Below are 17,828 nucleotides of genomic sequence, written 5' to 3'. Positions count from 1 at the left end.
GCCGGTACCGCAATAGCTCACCCTGGACCCCTTTTCGTTTCGCCGAGATCGACGTTTTGGAGGCCTCTTCTCGCGCTTTGTCTCCGAAACGTCGATCTCGACGATTGGCGGCGGTCGGGCTACCGGCGATACGGCGCCACATACGCCGGCGGCGCGGTGGCGGGGTCCAGGTCGTCGGCCGGCTCGGGAGCCCCGGCGGACATCGCCAGCGGCACCACACCGGCCCAGTGCGGCAGCGCAAGATCCTCGGGGTCGTCGACCGGGCCTCCGCTGCGCACCTTGGCGGAGACCTCGACCAGATCCAGCGCCAGCACCGCGGTCGCGGCGAGTTCGCGTTCGTTGGGGGGCCTGGTCTCGGTGGACCGGCCGGGTGCGACGTGGTCGACGAGCGCGGCCAGCGCCGCGAGCTTTTCGGCCCGGTCGGTGACCAGCCGGGCCGCACCGAGCGCCACCACCGAGCGATAGTTCATCGAATGGTGCATCGCCGAGCGGGCCAGCACCAGCCCGTCGACCAGGGTGATCGTGACGCAGACCGGCAGGCCCTCCGGCGTGGCGGCCGCCGTCAATGCCGGGCCGCTCCCGGTGGAACCGTGCAGGTAGAGCGTCTCGTCGCGGCGGGCGTGGGTGGTGGGCAGCACCACCGGGCGTTCGCCGTTGAGGTAGCCCAGGTGGCAGATCACCGCCTCGTCGATGATGCCGTGCACGGTGCCGCGGTCGTAGCGCGCCCGCTCCCGGTACCGGGTGGGCGTGGTCCGGGGGGTCGGCGAGTACGTCATCTCAGTTGCCTTTGCCTTCGTACTAGTACAGAATTAACTTCGTGCCAGTACAGTACAGGATCAGCGGCACCAGTGCCGAGGCCATTTCCGCCGATATCGAAGAGGGCATCTCCGCGGGGGCGCTGCCCCCCGGCGCCGCGCTCCCGCCGATCCGGGAACTGGCCGCCCAGCTGGGCGTCAACCCCAACACCGTGGCCGCCGCCTACCGCCTGCTGCGCCACCGCGGGGCCGTGGAGACCGCGGGGCGGCGCGGCACCCGGGTGCGGGACCGGCCGGCGACCACCCCGCGGTCGCTGCGCGGGCTGGCCATCCCGGCCGGGGTACGGGACCTGTCGACCGGCAACCCGCACCCGGGGCTGCTGCCCATCGCGACCGCCCGGCCGCCGCTGCCCGCCACGCCGGTGCTGTACGGCCAGCCGCCGATCGCGCCGGAATTGGCCGACTATGCCCAAACCAGCCTGGGCGCCGACGGTGTGCGGGCCGAGCACCTGGCGGTGACCTCGGGTGCCCTGGACGGAATCGAGCGGGTACTCGCCGCCCACCTGCACCCCGGCGACCGGGTGGCCGTCGAGGACCCGGGCTGGGCCAACCTGTTGGATTTGCTGGGCGCACTGGGTCTTTCACCGGAACCGGTCGGCGTCGACGACGACGGGCCGCGGCCCGCCGACCTGGCCCGGGCGCTGGGCCGCGGCGCCCGGGCGGTGGTGATGACCAGCCGCGCGCAAAACCCGACCGGCGCCGCGGTTTCCGCGGCGCGGGCGGACGCGTTGCGCAGCGTGTTGGCCGCGTCGACCCGCGAGGTCCTGGTCGTCGAGGATGATCACTGCGCCGGCATCGCCGGGGTGCCGCTGCAGCCGCTGGCCGGGGCGACGCGGCACTGGGCGTTCGTCCGCTCGGTGGCCAAGGCGCTGGGGCCGGATCTGCGGCTGGCGCTGGTGGCCGGTGACCAGCGCACCATCGAGCGGGTGCACGGCCGGCTGCGGCTGGGCCCGGGCTGGGTCAGCCACCTGCTGCAGCAGCTGGCCGTCGGGTTGTGGCGCGACGCCGCCGCGCGGCGACTGGTCGCACGGGCCGAAGCCGCCTACACCGCCAACCGCGTCCGTCTGCGCGCGGCACTGACCGACCGCGGCCTGGCGGCGCACGGCCGATCCGGGCTCAACGTGTGGATCCCGGTGCCCGACGAAACCACCGCGCTGACACGGCTGTTGGCGGCGGGCTGGGCGGCGGCGCCCGGCAGCCGGTTCCGGATCGGCACCCCGCCGGGCATCCGGATCACCATCGCCACACTCGACCCCGCCGACATCGACTCCCTGGCCGACGCCGTCGTCGACGCCGCGCACGGCACCGGCCGCGCCAGCGTGTGACGGGTCGGCGTGGCCGATTCGCCGCGGGAACGTATTAGCGCCGTGCAATAATCTCGCGGGTAAGGCGATGACGTTGCAGGAAGCCGGTGCGATTCCGGCGCGGTCCCGCCACTGTCATCGGGGAGCGACCCTCATCAGCCACGGCGCGAGCTGGAAGGCGAGGCGAGCGGTGATCCGAGAGCCAGGATACTGGCGTCATCGCGTCCTGTGACCCGGGGCGGTGTACCCCGAGAGAGCTGACGATCACCCGTGTCACGTACCTCGTGGATGGCCGCCGCAGCGTCGGGTTCGATCGCGGACGGCTTCCGGTGACCGCGCCGCTGTGGCTGGCCTCGCCGCCGGAAGTGTGGTCGGCGTTGCTGTCCAGCGGTCCCGGCGCGGCGCCGTTGTTGGCGGCGGCGGGGGCGTGGACGTCGCTGAGCACTGAATACGCCGAGACCGCCGACGAGCTGACCGCGCTGTTGGGGTCGGTGCAGGCCGGGGCGTGGGAGGGCCCGACGGCCGAGACGTATCTGGCCGCGCACGCGCCGTATCTGGCGTGGCTGCTGCAGCAAAGCGCCGATAGCGCGGCGCGGGCCGCCCAGCACGAGACGGTGGCCGCGGCCTACACCGCCGCGCTGGCGGGGATGCCGACGTTGGCGGAGCTGGGCGCCAACCACGCCACCCATGCGGCGTTGGTGGGCACGAACTTCTTTGGCATCAACACGATTCCGATCGCGTTGAACGAGGCCGACTATGTGCGGATGTGGATTCAGGCGGCCAGCGTGATGAGCGGCTACGACGGGGTGGCCAGCACGACGTTGGCGGCCGCCCCGGACAGCACCGCGGCGCCGACGATCATGAAAGCCGACACCACCGACGCGTCGTCCTCGTCACCGCCCTCCTGGTTTGAAGACCTGCAGAGCTATCTGGAAGGCCTTTTCCAGCAGCCGCCCTATCCCAACACCGGCGACTTCCCGATGTATCAGGAGCTACTGGACTTCTTCAACCAGATCGGCTTCACCGATATCACCGATCCGTTCCAGGGCTTTTTCAATTGGCTCACTTCCGGCGGCGGGGCGTCGTGGCTGCCGCCTCCGGGCGTACCCGGGTCGTGGCTGGGGTTTACCGGCAACCCGCTGAGCTATCTGAACCCGGCCAACATCGCCTACATCTTGTCGGTGCCGCTGGACCCGGGGTCCTTCGCCGCGTTCACCGGCATCGTCATCGTCGACGACATGCTGGCGATCCTGTACACCGCGGTGTTCAATCCCCAAGCGCTGGTCCTCGTCGTGCCGCTGGCCACCGTGGAGATGATCGGGTCCACGATCGGCAACACCGTCCAGCTGCTGCATTACCTGATCCAGCAGACGGTGCTGGTGCCCCTGATCGCGACACTGGCGGCCAGCTCGACGCTGCTGGCCCCGCCGGCGCTGCTCGGCGGCCTGGGGCTGGGCGCGTTGGCGAAGCTGGCCCCGGTGGCGGTCGCGCCGGTGCTGCCGCCGGCCGCGCCGCCGCCCGCGACGCCGGTGGTGCTCACCGTGCCCGCCCCGACCCCGGTGCCCACGCCCTCGCCGGCTCCCGCACCGGCCCCGGCGTCAACCCCCGCCCCCGCCCCGGCCGCACCGCCGCCGCCCGGGCCGCCGCCCACCCCGGCCGGGCCGCCGCCGTTGTACTCCTACATGCTGGCCAACATGGGCATGGCGGCCCAGGCCAGCGCCAGTGCGCGGGCGAAGAAGAAGGCGCCGGAACCCGACACGGCGGCCACGGCCGCCGCCGCCGCCGACGAACCCGAGCAGCAGGGGCGCCGTCGTCGCCGGCGCGCCAAGGCCGCAATGCTGGGCCGGGGCCACGAGTACATGGATTTGGACCAGGAACTCGACGGTCCGCCGCGGGTGACCGCCTCCGCCGCCGGGGCGGGACCGCTGGGTTTCACCGGCACCGCGGCGCGGCAGGCCGCCGCGGCTCCTGCGGGTTTGACCACGTTGGCCGCAGACGCGTTCGGCGGCGACGCGGCGGCGCCGATGATGCCGAGCACCTGGGGCGACGGCATTGACTAAGGTCGTGCCCCGTGATCATCAGCACCATCAACGTCAACGGCATCCGCGCGGCGGTCAAGCAGCGGTCGGCGGACAACCTGGGCCTGCTGGCCTGGCTGGGCCAGACCCGCGCCGACCTCATCTGCCTGCAGGAGACCCGCGCCGACGACGACCAACTGGCGGCGGCGCTGGCCCCCGCGCTGGCCGACGGCTGGTCGGTGGCCTCGGCCGACGCCCACCGCAAGGGGCGTAACGGGGTCGCGGTGCTGAGCCGCCAACCGTTCACCGCGATCCGGATCGGGTTACCGACCGCCGACGAGTTCGCCGCCCACGGCCGCTACCTGGAAGCCGACATCGACACCGCCGACGGCGGCCTGACCATCGCCAGCGTCTATGTGCACACCGGCGAGGCCGACACCCCGCACCAGGCGGAGAAGGAGCGCTTCATGGCGGGGCTGGCCGCCCGCATGGCCGCGCTGTCCCGGCAACGCCGCGACGTGGTGGTGTGCGGCGACTGGAATATCGCGCACACAGAAAACGACATCAAGAACTGGAAGGGCAACGTCAAAAAGTCGGGTTTCTTGCCCAGCGAGCGGCAATGGCTGAGCGACCTGCTCGCCGACGGCTGGGTGGACGTGGTGCGCCACCTGCACCCCGATACCGCCGGGCCCTACTCCTGGTGGTCGTGGCGGGGACGGGCCTTCGACAACGACGCCGGCTGGCGCATCGACTACCAGCTGGCCAATCGGCGGCTCGCCGCGCGGGTGCGGGCCGCCCGGGTGGAACGCGCCGACGCCTACGCGTTGCGCTGGTCGGACCACGCGCCGGTCACCGTCGAATACGGGCGTGACAAGATCGGACCATCATGAGTACGGCTACCGGATCGCGTCGCGTCGTCTTCTCCGGCGTGCAACCCACCTCGGGTTCGCTGCACCTCGGCAACGCGTTGGGGGCCATCACCCACTGGGCGGAACTGCAAGACGACTTCGACACCCTGTTCTGCGTCGTCGACATGCACGCCATCACCATTCCGGGCTGGGACCCCGAGGCGCTGCGCCGCAGCACCCTGGTCACCGCCGCGCAATATCTGGCGCTGGGCATCGACCCGGCGCGCAGCACCGTCTTTGTGCAAAGCCATGTGCCCGCCCACGCCGAACTGGCTTGGGTGCTGGGCTGTTTCACCGGGTTCGGGCAAGCGTCGCGGATGACGCAGTTCAAAGACAAGTCGCATAAACAGGGCACCGAATCCACCACGGTCGGCTTGTTCACCTATCCGGTGCTGATGGCCGCCGACGTGCTGCTGTACAACACCGACGTGGTGCCGGTCGGGGAGGACCAGCGCCAGCACCTGGAGTTGGCCCGGGATCTCGCGCAACGGTTCAACGCCCGCTTCCCGGACACCTTCGTGGTGCCCGAGCCGATGATCCCCAAGGCCACCGCCAAGATCTACGACTTGGCCGACCCGACCGCCAAGATGAGCAAGTCGGCGGCCACCGACGCCGGCCTGATCAGCCTGCTCGACGATCCGGCGGTCAGCGCCAAAAAGATCCGCTCGGCGGTCACCGACAGCGAACGCGAGATCCGCTACGACGTCGACGCCAAACCCGGGGTGTCCAACCTGCTGACCATCCAGTCCGCGATCACCGGCACCGACATCGACAAGCTGGTCGACGGCTACGCCGGGCGCGGCTACGGCGATCTGAAGAAGGACACCGCCGCCGCCGTCGCCGAGTTCGTCGCCCCGGTCAAAGCCCGGGTCGACGAGCTGCTGGCCGACGTTTCCGAGCTGGAGCGGATCCTGGCGTCCGGGGCCGACCGGGCGCGGGAGGTGGCCGCCAAGACCGTCGAGCGGGTGTATGACCGGGTCGGGTTCCTGCCGCCGCGCCCCTAATCCCGGGCCCGTGCGCGCGAGCGTGCGCAGAATGCCACGCTTTGCGGCGTGTCGCCGTACAGCCACGCACGCTCGCGGCGATTAGATAAACCTCGTGAGCGACCCGGAAAAGCCAGGCATCCTCGACCGGCTGCGGGCCCGGTACGGCTGGTTCGACCGGGTGATGCTCGCCCAGCAGCGCTACAACGACTGCAAAGGTAATTTCTTTGCCGCCGGGCTCACCTACTTCACCATCTTTGCGCTGTTCCCGCTGCTGATGGTCGGGTTCGCGGTCACCGGGTTCCTGCTGTCCCGGTCGCCGGGCCTGTTGACCGAAACCCAAAACCGGATCCGGGAGGCGGTCTCCGGCAACTTCGGGCAGCAGCTGATCGACCTGATGGATTCGGCGATCCAATCGCGGACCTCGGTGGGCATCATCGGTTTTGCCGTGGCGGCCTGGGCAGGGCTGAGCTGGATGGCGAACCTGCGGGAGGCGCTCAGCGAGATGTGGGAACAACGCATCGAGCCGGCCGGTTTCGTCCGCACCAAGCTGTCCGATCTGGCGGCGATGGTGTCGATGTTCGCGGCGATGATCCTCACCATCTTCTTGACCGTGCTCGCCGACCCGGCGGTGATGGCCCGGGTGCTGAGCTGGATGGGCATCCACGACCTGCCGCTGCTGGGGGCGCTGCTGCGGGCGGTGTCGCTGCTGATGTCGCTGCTGGTGTCGTGGCTGCTGTTCACCTGGGTGATCGCCCGGCTGCCGCGGGAGTCGATCAGCTTCGCCAGCTCGATCCGGGCGGGACTGATCGCCGCGGTCGGCTTCGAAGTGTTCAAACAGGTGGCCTCCATCTATCTGCAGTCGGTGGTCAACAGCCCGGCCGGGGTGGCGTTCGGGCCGGTGCTGGGTGTGATGGTGTTCGCCTACATCACCGCACGACTGATCCTGTTCGCCACCGCGTGGGCGGCGACCTCCCCCGAAAACCTGCGTGCGGCACCGGTCGAGCCGCCCGAGCCGGCGTTGATCACCCCGCGGGTGCGGCTGGACGACGGGTTGAGTGCCCGCCAGGCGTTGGCCGCCGCCGCGGTGGGAGTTGTTGGTGCGCTGAGCTTTTCCCGGCTCGCGCGGCGACGCAAGCGGTAAGCCCTGGGCGCGGGCCGGCAAGACCCGGTGATTCGCTGCCGAAACGGGTGCTCGCAGTTTAGGGTGAACTAGGGCGACGGCAGGCATCGCCGACTCGCCGACCCCGAACAGCGGTAGTACCGAACCGAGGGGAGCACCACGATGGCGGTTCGCCAACATACCTGGCCCAGTCTTCGCGTCGACGATTGGGCCCAAACCCGAGACACGCTGCACATGTGGACCCAGATCGTCGGTAAAGTGCGGCTGGCCCATGCGCCCCTGGTGAACCACTGGTGGCAGGTCACGCTGTATGTGACCCCGCGGGGGCTGACCACCTCGGCGATTCCGCATCGGTCCGAAACCTTCGACATCGAATTCGACTTCCTCGACCACCGGTTGCAGATCCGAACGAGTAGCGGCGCAACCCGATCCATCCCGCTCGCGCCGCAATCGGTGGCCGAGTTCTACACCACGGTGATGTCGACCTTGCAGGAATTGGGTCTGGACACCCGTATCCAGCCGCACCCCAACGAAGTTGAGCCAGCCGTGCCGTTCGCCGACGACGTTGAACACGCGTCCTACGACCCGCAGGCGGCGCAGCTGTTCTGGCGCCAGCTGCTGCAGGCCAACCGGGTGCTGGGCCAGTTTCGGTCCCGGTTCGTGGGTAAAGTCAGCCCGGTGCACTTTTTCTGGGGTGCAATGGATCTCGCCTGCACCCGGTTCTCCGGGCGCAAAGCGCCCACCCACCCCGGCGGCGCACCCAACTGCGGCGACTGGGTGATGGTGGAGGGGTACTCCCGCGAACTGAGCAGCTGCGGCTTCTGGCCCGGCGGCGGTGACGAAGGCGCCTTCTACGCCTACGCCTACCCGGAACCCGACGGCTTCGCCGAGCACCCGATCCGCCCGGCCGACGCGTTCTTCAGCAAGCAAATGGGGGAGTACGTGCTGCCTTACGAGGCGGTGCGGCAGGCGGCCGACCCCGACCAGATGCTGCTGGACTTCTTACAGGACACCTACGAGGCTGCAGCGGTGCGCGGCAATTGGGACCGTGCCGCCCTCGAAGACGACCCGGATCGGTGGCAAGCGCAGCGATCGCGCGGATAGCCGGCCGAATCCGATCAGCCCCGTTTGGCGCGCACCGCCGCGTGTGCCTGCGGCGTGATGGGATCCAGGATGTCGTCGTAGTCCTCGTGTTTGTCGACGTAGGCGGCGACGAACGGGCAGAGCGCGACGATGCGCTTACCGGCGGCGCGGGTGTCGTCCAGCGCCGCGGCGACCAGCGTGTTGCCCAGCCCGCGGCCACCGAATTCGTCGCCGATTTCGGTGTGGTAAAAAATGCGCTGGCCGCCGCTGTCCACGTAGGCGGCCAGCCCAGCCCGGACACCGTCGACGTTGATCTCGTACTGGTTCGCCGTGTTGGTGACGCTCGGCTCGGTCACGCGTCGTTTGCGGAAGATAATGTGCGCACCCCCTCAATGCCGGTGGTATCCGGATGGTAGTCGCTGCGGGTTAGCTCACCACCTTGAGCCCGATGATGCAGCCGACCACCCCGCCGATCAGCAGCACCCGGGCCCACGACGCGGGTTCGGTGCCGGTCGCCATCGCGGAGACGACGGTCAGCACCGCACCGATGCCGACCCACACCGCGTAGCTGGTCCCGGTAGGCAACTCGCGCATGGCGACACCCAACCCGATCATCGACCCGGCGAGCGCGACGCCGAACACCACCGCGGGAACCAGGCGGGACAGGCCGTCGGAGCGGCCCAGTGCGGTTGCCCAAACGGCTTCCAGCACACCGGATGCCACCAGAATCAGCCATGCCATGACCCACCTCCGCGTGCGCCGTCTTGTCGCTGGCCCGGTACGGTGCGCCTCGTCGGGTGTCAGGTGCTGACCCGATCGAGGGTAGCAAATGGCTGCCAGTCGCCGTCGGTCATGACCCGAACCACCCGCAGATCCTGGTCCAGCACAACAAGGTTGGCGGCCGCACCCGGCCGCAGCGCACCGACGTCGTCGAGGCCGAGCGCCCGGGCCGGGGTGGTCGCGGTCACCTGCACCGCGGTGGCCAGCGCCGCATCCGACGCGCCGAGGTCGCCCGCCACGGCGCGGAACACCCGGTCCATGGTGGTGGTGCTGCCGGCGATCGTCGCGGTGCCGCGCACCCGTGCCACGCCACCGACGACGTCGACGTCCAGCCCGCCCAGGCGATACGCGCCGTCGCCCGCGCCGGCCGCGGCGATCGCGTCGGTGATCAGGGCGACCCGGCGCGGGCCCGCGGTGTCGATCACCCGGCGGATGACGGCCGGGTGCAGGTGCGCGCCGTCGGCGATCAGCTCAACGGTGACCCGCGGGTCCTCCAGCAGCGCCAGCGCCGGGCCCGGTTCGCGGTGATGCAGCGGACGCATCGCGTTGAACAGGTGGGTGCCGACGGTGGCTCCGGCGCGGATGGCCTGCCGGGTCTGCTCGTAGTCGGCGTCGGTGTGGCCGACGGCGACCACCACGCCGGCCCCGACGAAGCGTCGAATCGCCTCGGCGGCACCGGGCAGCTCGGGGGCCAGCGTCACCATCCGGATCGCACCGTGGCCCGCGGCCAGCAGCGCGTCGACCTCGGCCGGGTCGGGGGCGCGCAGCGCGTCGGCGCGGTGGGCCCCGCAGCGCGCCGCGCTCAGCCACGGGCCCTCCAGGTGGATGCCGGCGACCACCTGCTGGCGGGTGGCCTCGGCCAGCGCCGCGACCCCGTCGCGCAGCGCATCCGGGGCGGCGGTGACCAGGCTGGCCAGCGTGCTGGTGGTGCCGCAGCGCCGGTGAAACGTTGCCGCGCGGGCGATCTCGGCGCCGTCGGCGGCGGCGTAGGAGGCCCCACCGCCGCCGTGTACGTGCATGTCGACGAAGCCGGGGACGATGACGGCGCCGGGAAAATCCAGGTCGGCGGGCTGCGGCGGGGCGCCGGGTCCGCACCCGGCGATGCGGCCGCCGGATACCTGCACCCAGCCGGGGCGGCACACCCGCCCCGCGAGCACGACGGCGGCCGCCCCGAGCAGGGTCACACCGTCTCCGTGACCTCGTGGCGCGTCTCGATGGCCAGCTCGGGCCACCGGCCGCCGTTCTCCCAGAAGTGCCGGATGTCTTCGAGCTGGCGGCCTTTGGTCTCCGGGGCGTACCGGTAGACGAAGCCGAAGCTCAGCGTGGCCAGCACCCCGAACACGGCGAAGGTGGCCGCCCCGCCGAGCCGGGTCAGCATCGTCAGGAACACCCCGACGATGATCGCGTTGGCGACCAGGTTCGAGGTGAGCATCGCGCTGGAGCCCATCGACCGCAGCCGCGACGGCAGGCTTTCCCCGGCGTACACCCACACCAGCGAACCGAAGCCGAACGTGTACCCGACGGTGAACAGCAGCACCCCGACGAACTTGAACACCGCGAGCGCGTCCCCGAACAGCGACCCGGCCGCGAACACCCCGATCAGGATGCCGTTGGCCGCGATCATCACGGTGATGCCCAGCAGCAGGATCGGCCGCCGGCCGACCCGGTCGACCAGGATCAGCGACACGAACATCACGCCCAACGCCGCGACCTGGACCAGCGCCGGCAACACCAGCAAGGCGAAGTTGCCGGTGAAGCCCATCTTCTCGAACAGCCGCGGACTGTAGTAGACGATGGCGTTGATCCCGGTGATCTGGATGAAAAAGCCGAGCAGCACCACAAAGATCGTGGCCCGCAGATACGGGAGCTGCAGCATCTCCCGCAGCACCCCGACGTGCTCCTGCTCCTCTTCTTGCAGGGCGCGCGCGATCTCCGCCAGCTCGGTTTCGGCGTCGGATTTGGGTTCCACCCGCCGCAGCGTCTCTCGGGCGTCGGCGACCCGGCCCTTGAGCATGTACCAGCGGGCGCTGTCGGGCACCCGGACCAGCAGCAGGATCACCAGCACGGCGGGGATCGCGGCCAGGCCCAGCATCAACCGCCAGTTGTGGGTGCCGGCCAGCGCGAAGGCCACCAGGTAGCCGGCGATGATGCCGATCACCGAGGTGAACCCGTAGGCCACCAGCAGGGAGCCGCGCACCGAGGCGGGCACCGACTCGGCCACGAACACCGGAACGACGACCACCGACACCCCGATCGTCACCCCCAGCAGCAGCCGCGCCACCACCAGCATCGGTAGCGACACCGACAGCGCGCCCAGCACCGCGAACACCGCGTAGGCGGCGGCGACCGCGACCATGGACTTTTTGCGGCCGATCAGGTTGGCCAGCCAGCCGCCGCCGGCCGCCCCGCCGATGGCGCCGATCACCGCCGCGGTGGCCACCATCTCCTGCTCGACCGAGGTCAGGTGGAAATCGTCTTCGATGAACAGCAGCGCGCCGGCGATGTTGGAGAGGTCGTAGCCGTAGATGATGCCGACGCTGGCCGCGGCGATGCCCACCAGTAGGGCGAGCGGTGAGGAGCGTCGCAGTTCATCGAGTGGGCTCACTCTGACCCTTCCGTGGGGGGATCGGTTTCCACAACCACGGTAGGGGATACCGGTTGTGCCACCGGCCAAGGGACATGCGCTTAGTGCTGGGGCCGCCGGTTCAGCGAGCGGGCCACCAGCATCAGCCCGAAGACGATGATCGCGCCGATGACGGCCACCCCCACCCGCACCGCCAGCGCGTCGGCGGGCGCCACCAGCGCCGCCGCCTGGCTGGCGGCTCGGTCGGCGGGGTCGGCGGCGGGCTTGGGGGCCAGCGCCGGGTCGGGTTCGATCAGTGTCCCCACCCGGGTGCCCGGGGCGGTGGCGAACCCGTAGTCCAGCAGGTGCGCGGCCTGCTGCCACGGCGGGATCGGCTGGCGGGTGCCGTGCAGCAGCACCGCCACCAGCCGGCGGCCATCATGGTCGGCCGCGCCGACGAAGGTCTGCCCGGCGTCGTCGGTGTAGCCGGTCTTGCCGCCTAGCGCGCCCGGATAGTTGTAGAGCAGCTGGTTGTCGTTTTCCAGCTGGTAGCCGGGGGCATCACCGTGTCCGGGGAAGTCGAAGGTGCGGGTCGCGACGATGTCGGCGAAGGTGGGATTCTGCCAGGCGTAGCGGTAGAACAGGCCGATGTCGTAGGCCGAGGTGCTCATCCCGGGGCCGTCCAGACCGGACGGGGTCGCCGCCCGGGTGTCGGCACCGCCCAGCTTGGCGGCCAGCGTGTTGATCTTTTGCAGCGTCAGCGGCATCCCGCCCAGCTGGGTGGCCAGCGCGTAGGCGGCGTCGTTGCCGGAGTGCATCAGCAGGCCATGCAGCAGCTGGTTGACGGTGTAGGTGCCGCCGACGTCGACGCCGACCTTGGTGCCCTCCACGTGGGCGTCCTCGGCGGTGCCGGGAACCGGCTTGTTCAGGTTGAGTTCGTTGATCGCCGCCATCGCGACCAGCACCTTGATCACACTGGCCGGGCGGTGCCGACCGTGCGGGTCGCGCGCCGCGATCACGGCGCCGGTGTCGAGGTCGGCCACCAGCCAGGCCTCGGCGGAGATGTCGCCGGGCACCGGGGGCGTGTCGGGGGCGGCAATGATGCCGCAGCCGCCCAGGGCGTCACCGCCGACCGGGGTGGCGGGCACCGGCAGCGGCACCGGCGGATCACCGGCGGTCGGCACCTCCGAGGCGTCCACCGCCGGCGGGGTGGCGACCTTGTATGGGCAGGTGTCCAGCCCCGCGTTGGGTCCGGCATTGGGTTCGGCTACGGCGGTGGGCATAGCGGGCATCGCCAGCAGGAAAACCGCAGCTGCCAGGCATGATGCAGAACGTAACGAGGCCATCGTGGTGCAGAGTAGGCAACCCGCGGTCCGATTTCGGGGAGCCACGCTGTGACTAATGATGTAGAAGTTACAAATGAGTTATGTTTCGCGCGCCGAACGTGCGTCCAGGGCGGAAAATCGGCCGGATCGTCGCCGTGCGCGCACGTTCGGCGAAACAGGGGCGATCTACCTGGTCTCCGCGACCCGGTGGGCGGACGACTCGGCGTCGGTCGCGGTCGGCATTGTGGCGGGCCAGCGGCCGCCGTTCTCCCAGAAGTGCCGGATGTACTCCAGCTGGATGCCCTTGGTCTCCGGCGCGTACCGGTAGATGAAGCCGAAGCTGAGCAGCGCCAGCACGCCGAACACGGCGAAGGTGGTTGCACCGCCGAGTGTGGTGAGCATCGTCAAGAACACGCCGACCACGATCGCGTTCGCGGTCAAGTTCGTGGTGAGCATCACGCTCGACCCGATCGACCGCAACTTGGCGGGCAGGCTCTCCCCGCCATACACCCACGCCACCGAGCCGAAACCGAAGTGGTAGCCGACCGAGAACAGCAGTACCGCGGTGAACTGGAAGTACGGCAGCGCGGCACCGAACAGCGGCCCTTCGGCGTATGCACCGATCAGGGCCAGGTTGGCGACGATCATCACCGCGATCCCGGACAGCAAGATCGGGCGCCGGCCCAGCCGGTCGATCAGCACCAGCGACACGCACATCGCGGCCACGGCCGCCACCTGGACCAATGCCGGCAACACCAGCAGGTTGAAGTTTCCTTCGAAGCCCATGTCTTTGAAGATCAGCGGGCCGTAGAAGACGATGGCGTTGATGCCGGTGATCTGGGTGAAGAACCCGAACACGATCAGGAAGATCGTGGCCCGCAGATGCGACCGCTGCAGCATCTCGCGCAGCACCCCGGCGTGGGCCCGTTCCTCTTCTTGCTGTGCGCGGGCGATCTCCGCCAGCTCCTTCTCGGCATCGGCCCGCGGTTCCACCCGCAGCATCGTTCGGCGAGCGTCGGCGACCCGCCCCTTGAGCATGTACCAGCGCGCGCTGTCCGGCACCTTGAGCAGCAGCGCGATCATCAGCACGGCGGGCACCGCGGCCGAGCCCAGCATCAGGCGCCAGTTGTGGGTATCGGACAGCAGGAACGAAACCAGGTAGCCGATGATGATGCCGACCACCGACATCAGCCCATAGGCCACCAGCAGCGAACCGCGTACCGAAGCGGGCACCGACTCGGCCACGAATACCGGCACCACCACCACCGACACGCCGATCGCCACCCCCAGCAGCAGCCGCATCACCAGCAGCATCGGCAGCGACACCGCCAGCGCGCTGAGAATCGCGAACACCCCGTAGGCGGCCGCCACCGCGACCAGGGACGTCTTGCGCCCGATCGTGTTGGCCAGCCAGCCCCCCACGGCCGCCCCGGCGGCCATCCCGACGACCACCACGGTCGCCACCATCTCTTGGTCGGCCGACGAGACGTCGAAGTCGTTGCCGAGGAACAGCAGCGCGCCCGAGACCGGGTCGTAGCCGTAGAGGATGCCGACGGTGGCCGCGGCCACGCCGACCAACAACACCAACGGGGAGGAGCGCCGCAATTCCGCGATTTCGCCCACCGTCGTCCTCTCCGTCGCGCGGGTTCGGCATACCCAGCGACCGGGCGGGCCGGGCCGTGGCCGGAAGTCTGTTCTGCGGGCCCGCGGTGACGCAGCGGGCGATCGTCGCGTCAGTGCGAACATGATCAGGGTACCGATGGCGGACCCTAGAGCCGCGCCGAGGCCTCCGCGAGCACGCCGCGCAAGATGGCCTCGATCGCGTCGAACTCGGTGGGGCCGCTGATCAGCGGCGGTGCCAGCACGATCACCGGGGCGCCGCGGTCATCGGCGCGGCAATACAACCCGGCTTCATACAGCGCCGCCGAGACGGCCGGCAGCAGGCGGGCGCGTTCGGCGGCGTCGAAGGTCTCCCGGGTCGGCTGATCCTTGACCAGTTCGACCGCGTAGAAGTAGCCCGCGCCGCGGATGTCGCCGACGATGGGCAGGTCATAAAGCCGCTCCAGCGTCGTCCGGAGCTGCGGCGCGTACTGGGCGACGCGGTCGTTGAGGCCTTCGCGCTCAAAGATGTCCAGGTTGGCCAGCGCCACCGCCGCCGACACCGGATGGCCACCGAAGGTGTAGCCGTGCGGGAACATCGTCGTCCCGTCAGCAAACGGCTCGAACAGCCGGTCGCTGGCGATCATCGCGCCGATCGGTGAATACCCCGATGTCATGCCCTTGGCGCAGGTGATGATGTCCGGGACGTAGCCGAAGTCGCGGCAGGCGAACATCGATCCGATCCGGCCGAACGCGCAGATCACCTCGTCGGAGACCAGCAGCACGTCGTAGGCATCGCAGATCTCGCGGACCCGGTCGAAATACCCCGGCGGCGGCGGGATGCAGCCGCCGGCGTTTTGCACCGGCTCCAAGAACACCGCGGCCACCGTGTCGGGTCCCTCGAATTCGATCGCCTCGGCGATCCGGTCGGCGGCCCAGGCGCCGAACGCCTTGGCGTCGCTGCGCAACGGCTCCGGGGCGCGGTAGAGGTCGGTGTTGGGCACCCGGAAGCCGCCGGGGGTCAGCGGTTCGAACGGGGCCTTGTAGGCCGGTACGCCGGTGATCGCCAGCGCGCCCTGCGGGGTGCCGTGGTAGGCGACCGCCCGCGAGATCACCTTGTGTTTGCCGGGTTTGCCGGTCAACTTGAAGTACTGTTTGGCCAGTTTCCACGCCGTTTCGACGGCCTCGCCGCCGCCGGTGGTGAAAAACACCCGGTTCAGCTCGCCCGGCGCGTAGTGGGCCAGTCGTTCGGCCAACTCGATCGCGGTCGGGGTGGCATACGACCACAGCGGGAAGTAGGCCAGGGTGCGGGCCTGCGCGGCGGCCGCGGCGGCGAGCTCGTCGCGGCCATGGCCCACCTGCACGGTGAACAGTCCGGACAGCCCGTCCAGGTAACTTTTCCCTCGGTCGTCCCAGATGGTGACGCCGTCACCGCGGGTGATGATCGGCGCGGTGATGCCCGCGCCGTGCCGGGCGAAGTGGCCCCACAGGTGACGATCGGCCTTGGCCGACAAAGCGGAGGGCGTCGTCTCGGTCATCGCCGCCGAGCGTAACGCCCGCTATCCGGGCCGCGTTAGCAGCGTCGCGGCCCTACGCTGACTTCTATGGCCACCAGCACCGGTGTGGACGACTTCGAGGGTCTGCGCCCGCATCTGCTGGCGGTGGCCTACCGGCTGACCGGGACGTTCGCCGACGCCGAGGACATCGTGCAAGACGCCTGGCTGCGGTGGGCGGCCGCCGAGCGCGATCAGATCGCGGATCTGCGGGCCTGGTTGACCACGGTGGTGAGCCGGCTCGGGTTGGACCGGTTGCGCTCGGCCGCGCACCGCCGCGAAACCTATGTGGGCCAATGGCTTCCGGAACCGGTGGTGACCGGCTTCGACGGCGCCGACCCGCTGGCGGCGGTGGTGGCCGGCGAGGATGCCCGGTTCGCCGCGATGGTGGTGCTCGAGCGGCTTTCCCCCGATCAGCGGGTGGCGTTCGTGCTGCACGACGGGTTCGCGGTGCCGTTCGCCGAAGTGGCCGAGGTGCTGGGCACCACCGCGGCCGCCGCCCGGCAACTGGCGTCCCGGGCCCGTCGCGCGGTGGCCGCCGATCCGCCGCCGGCGCCGGATCCCGCGCACGCCGAGGTGGTCGGCAAGCTGATGGCCGCGATGGCCGCCGGGGACATGGCTCAGGTGGTGGCGCTGCTGCATCCCGACGTGACGTTCACCGGGGACTCCAACCGCCGCGCGCCGACGGCGGCGCAGGTCATTCGCGGGCCGGACAAGGTGGCCCGGTTCCTGTTCGGGCTGGCGAAACGCTACGGGCCGGCGATGGTCACGTCGAATCAGTTGGCGCTGATCAACGGCGAACTGGGGGCCTACACACCGGGCGCGCCCGGCGGGGCGGGCTACCAGCCGATGCTGCCGCGGGTCACCGCGATGACGGTGCGCGACGGAAAGGTCTGCGCGGTCTGGGATGTCGCCAACCCGGACAAGTTCACCGGTTCACCGCTGCGTCACCAGATGTAGGGGATCAACGCCTTGCGGTCGGTGGGATAGTCGGGGAACTTCTCCTGGTACCAGCGATGGGTGCTCACCGCCCGCGGAATCAGGTTGCCGGCGGTGATCAGCAGGATGACCACGCCGGGCAGCGCCCAGGTCAGGATCGCGAAGCCGGACCAGGCGATCAGCTCGCCCAGGTAGGCCGGACTGGTGACGAACCGGAAGCCGCCGCCGAACGGGATGCGGTACTCGGTGGCGCCCGGGTTGTCCTTGTCGCGCAGGTTGCGCACGATCGACTCGGAGTTGACCAGCAGGACGAACCCGCACAGGTAGACCGCCAGGCCTGCCAGGAACCGCGGGTCGGTCAGCCAGCCGGTGGTGTACTGCCCGAAGTAGTTGTGGCTGAACAGGGTTCCGTTGAGGTAGCCGTGCATGCACGTGACGAGCATGCCCATCGCGACCACCGAGACGTTGAAGGTGCTGCGCTTGCCGGGCACTTGGCGGATCGCGAGCGGGAAGAACCAGCCGCGGTTGGCGTAGTGCAGCGCCCAGATCGCGGCCAGCACCAGCGACGCCGGCCGCCAGCGGTCCGGCCCGCTCAGGTAGCAGATCAAGAACACCACGGTGGCCGGCATTTCCATCAGCCACCAGCCGAGTTTCGGGTTCAAGTTCAGCCCGAGTTTCGTCGACGAGAACCGGCCGTAAGAGCTTTGCGCGAACAGGCCGCCGACGATCACGAATGCGGCGAACGCGAAGGCCGCGGTCAGCACGGTGTCGTAGACGGTGTTGCCGGTGTACCAGTGCATATCACGCCTTCCGCTGTCGGGGCCTCGGGCCGCGC

The 17,828-nt window shown here is 70.0% G+C and carries 16 protein-coding genes and 2 riboswitches; of the genes, 7 read left to right on the top strand and 9 right to left on the bottom strand.

Annotated features, from left to right (window positions below):
• Window positions 1-119: 119 nt before the first annotated feature.
• The gene (locus ACAG26_RS01010; protein ID WP_370478263.1) at window positions 120-776 is read right to left on the bottom strand and encodes a pyridoxamine 5'-phosphate oxidase family protein; all 657 of its coding nucleotides are present in this window, start codon (window positions 774-776) and stop codon (window positions 120-122) included.
• Between the two features lie 41 nt (window positions 777-817).
• On the opposite strand from ACAG26_RS01010, the gene ACAG26_RS01005 reads away from it, so the two are divergent.
• The 6 genes from ACAG26_RS01005 (at window position 818) to ACAG26_RS00980 (ending at window position 8,255) form a co-directional block, all read left to right on the top strand.
• Window positions 818-2,140 carry an aminotransferase class I/II-fold pyridoxal phosphate-dependent enzyme gene (locus ACAG26_RS01005; protein WP_370478261.1) on the top strand — a complete coding sequence of 441 codons (1,323 nt, stop codon included), beginning with the start codon at window positions 818-820 and terminating at the stop codon, window positions 2,138-2,140.
• Between the two features lie 53 nt (window positions 2,141-2,193).
• Window positions 2,194-2,353: riboswitch (cobalamin riboswitch) on the top strand.
• Between the two features lie 95 nt (window positions 2,354-2,448).
• The gene (locus tag ACAG26_RS01000) at window positions 2,449-4,179 is read left to right on the top strand and encodes a PPE domain-containing protein (RefSeq protein ID WP_370478258.1); all 1,731 of its coding nucleotides are present in this window, start codon (window positions 2,449-2,451) and stop codon (window positions 4,177-4,179) included.
• An 11-nt stretch (window positions 4,180-4,190) separates the two neighbouring features.
• Window positions 4,191-5,027, top strand: a complete 837-nt coding sequence (locus ACAG26_RS00995) for an exodeoxyribonuclease III (protein ID WP_370478256.1) — start codon at window positions 4,191-4,193, stop codon at window positions 5,025-5,027.
• Window positions 5,024-6,049, top strand: a complete 1,026-nt coding sequence (gene trpS, locus ACAG26_RS00990; RefSeq protein WP_370478253.1) for a tryptophan--tRNA ligase — start codon at window positions 5,024-5,026, stop codon at window positions 6,047-6,049. Before ACAG26_RS00995 ends, trpS begins: the two co-directional genes overlap by 4 nt.
• A gap of 94 nt (window positions 6,050-6,143) precedes the next feature.
• Window positions 6,144-7,172, top strand: a complete 1,029-nt coding sequence (yhjD, locus tag ACAG26_RS00985; protein WP_370478250.1) for an inner membrane protein YhjD — start codon at window positions 6,144-6,146, stop codon at window positions 7,170-7,172.
• Between the two features lie 141 nt (window positions 7,173-7,313).
• Window positions 7,314-8,255 carry a DUF5996 family protein gene (locus tag ACAG26_RS00980; protein ID WP_370478248.1) on the top strand — a complete coding sequence of 314 codons (942 nt, stop codon included), beginning with the start codon at window positions 7,314-7,316 and terminating at the stop codon, window positions 8,253-8,255.
• A gap of 14 nt (window positions 8,256-8,269) precedes the next feature.
• Here ACAG26_RS00980 and ACAG26_RS00975 read toward each other — a convergent pair whose 3' ends face one another.
• From ACAG26_RS00975 to ACAG26_RS00945, 7 genes are all read right to left on the bottom strand, one after another.
• The gene (locus ACAG26_RS00975; RefSeq protein ID WP_370478245.1) at window positions 8,270-8,590 is read right to left on the bottom strand and encodes a GNAT family N-acetyltransferase; all 321 of its coding nucleotides are present in this window, start codon (window positions 8,588-8,590) and stop codon (window positions 8,270-8,272) included.
• A 70-nt stretch (window positions 8,591-8,660) separates the two neighbouring features.
• On the bottom strand, window positions 8,661-8,975 hold the full coding sequence (locus ACAG26_RS00970) for a multidrug efflux SMR transporter (RefSeq protein ID WP_370478242.1): 315 nt from the start codon (window positions 8,973-8,975) through the stop codon (window positions 8,661-8,663).
• A 12-nt stretch (window positions 8,976-8,987) separates the two neighbouring features.
• Window positions 8,988-9,051, bottom strand: a riboswitch (guanidine-III (ykkC-III) riboswitch).
• Complete coding sequence (gene nagA, locus ACAG26_RS00965) at window positions 9,035-10,198, bottom strand: N-acetylglucosamine-6-phosphate deacetylase (RefSeq protein WP_370478240.1); 1,164 nt, start codon at window positions 10,196-10,198, stop codon at window positions 9,035-9,037. Its footprint overlaps the riboswitch before it by 17 nt.
• On the bottom strand, window positions 10,195-11,619 hold the full coding sequence (locus ACAG26_RS00960) for a sugar porter family MFS transporter (protein WP_370478237.1): 1,425 nt from the start codon (window positions 11,617-11,619) through the stop codon (window positions 10,195-10,197). The genes nagA and ACAG26_RS00960 overlap by 4 nt, the downstream gene beginning before the upstream one ends.
• Window positions 11,620-11,699: 80 nt before the next feature.
• Entirely contained in the window at window positions 11,700-12,923 is a 1,224-nt protein-coding gene (locus ACAG26_RS00955; protein ID WP_370478234.1) for a D-alanyl-D-alanine carboxypeptidase family protein, read from the bottom strand.
• Window positions 12,924-13,088: 165 nt separating this feature from the next.
• Window positions 13,089-14,648: a sugar porter family MFS transporter gene (locus ACAG26_RS00950; RefSeq protein ID WP_370478232.1), complete on the bottom strand. Its 1,560-nt coding sequence runs from the start codon at window positions 14,646-14,648 to the stop codon at window positions 13,089-13,091.
• Window positions 14,649-14,671: 23 nt separating this feature from the next.
• Entirely contained in the window at window positions 14,672-16,039 is a 1,368-nt protein-coding gene (locus tag ACAG26_RS00945) for an aspartate aminotransferase family protein (protein WP_370478229.1), read from the bottom strand.
• Window positions 16,040-16,105: 66 nt separating this feature from the next.
• Here ACAG26_RS00945 and ACAG26_RS00940 point away from each other — a divergent pair, with 66 nt between their 5' ends.
• Window positions 16,106-17,014, top strand: a complete 909-nt coding sequence (locus ACAG26_RS00940) for a sigma-70 family RNA polymerase sigma factor (RefSeq protein WP_370478226.1) — start codon at window positions 16,106-16,108, stop codon at window positions 17,012-17,014.
• On the opposite strand, the gene ACAG26_RS00935 is transcribed toward ACAG26_RS00940, so the two are convergent.
• A complete protein-coding gene (locus ACAG26_RS00935) occupies window positions 17,002-17,793 on the bottom strand; it encodes a 3-oxo-5-alpha-steroid 4-dehydrogenase (RefSeq protein WP_370478224.1) in 792 nt (263 codons plus the stop codon). The genes ACAG26_RS00940 and ACAG26_RS00935 overlap by 13 nt on opposite strands.
• Window positions 17,794-17,828: the final 35 nt, after the last annotated feature.

Origin of the sequence: Mycobacterium sp. pUA109 (assembly GCF_041287095.1) — a bacterium.
GTDB lineage: Bacteria > Actinomycetota > Actinomycetes > Mycobacteriales > Mycobacteriaceae > Mycobacterium.
The sequence above is the reverse complement of the archived record's forward strand: the minus strand, read 5'-3'. Positions and strand labels throughout refer to the sequence as shown.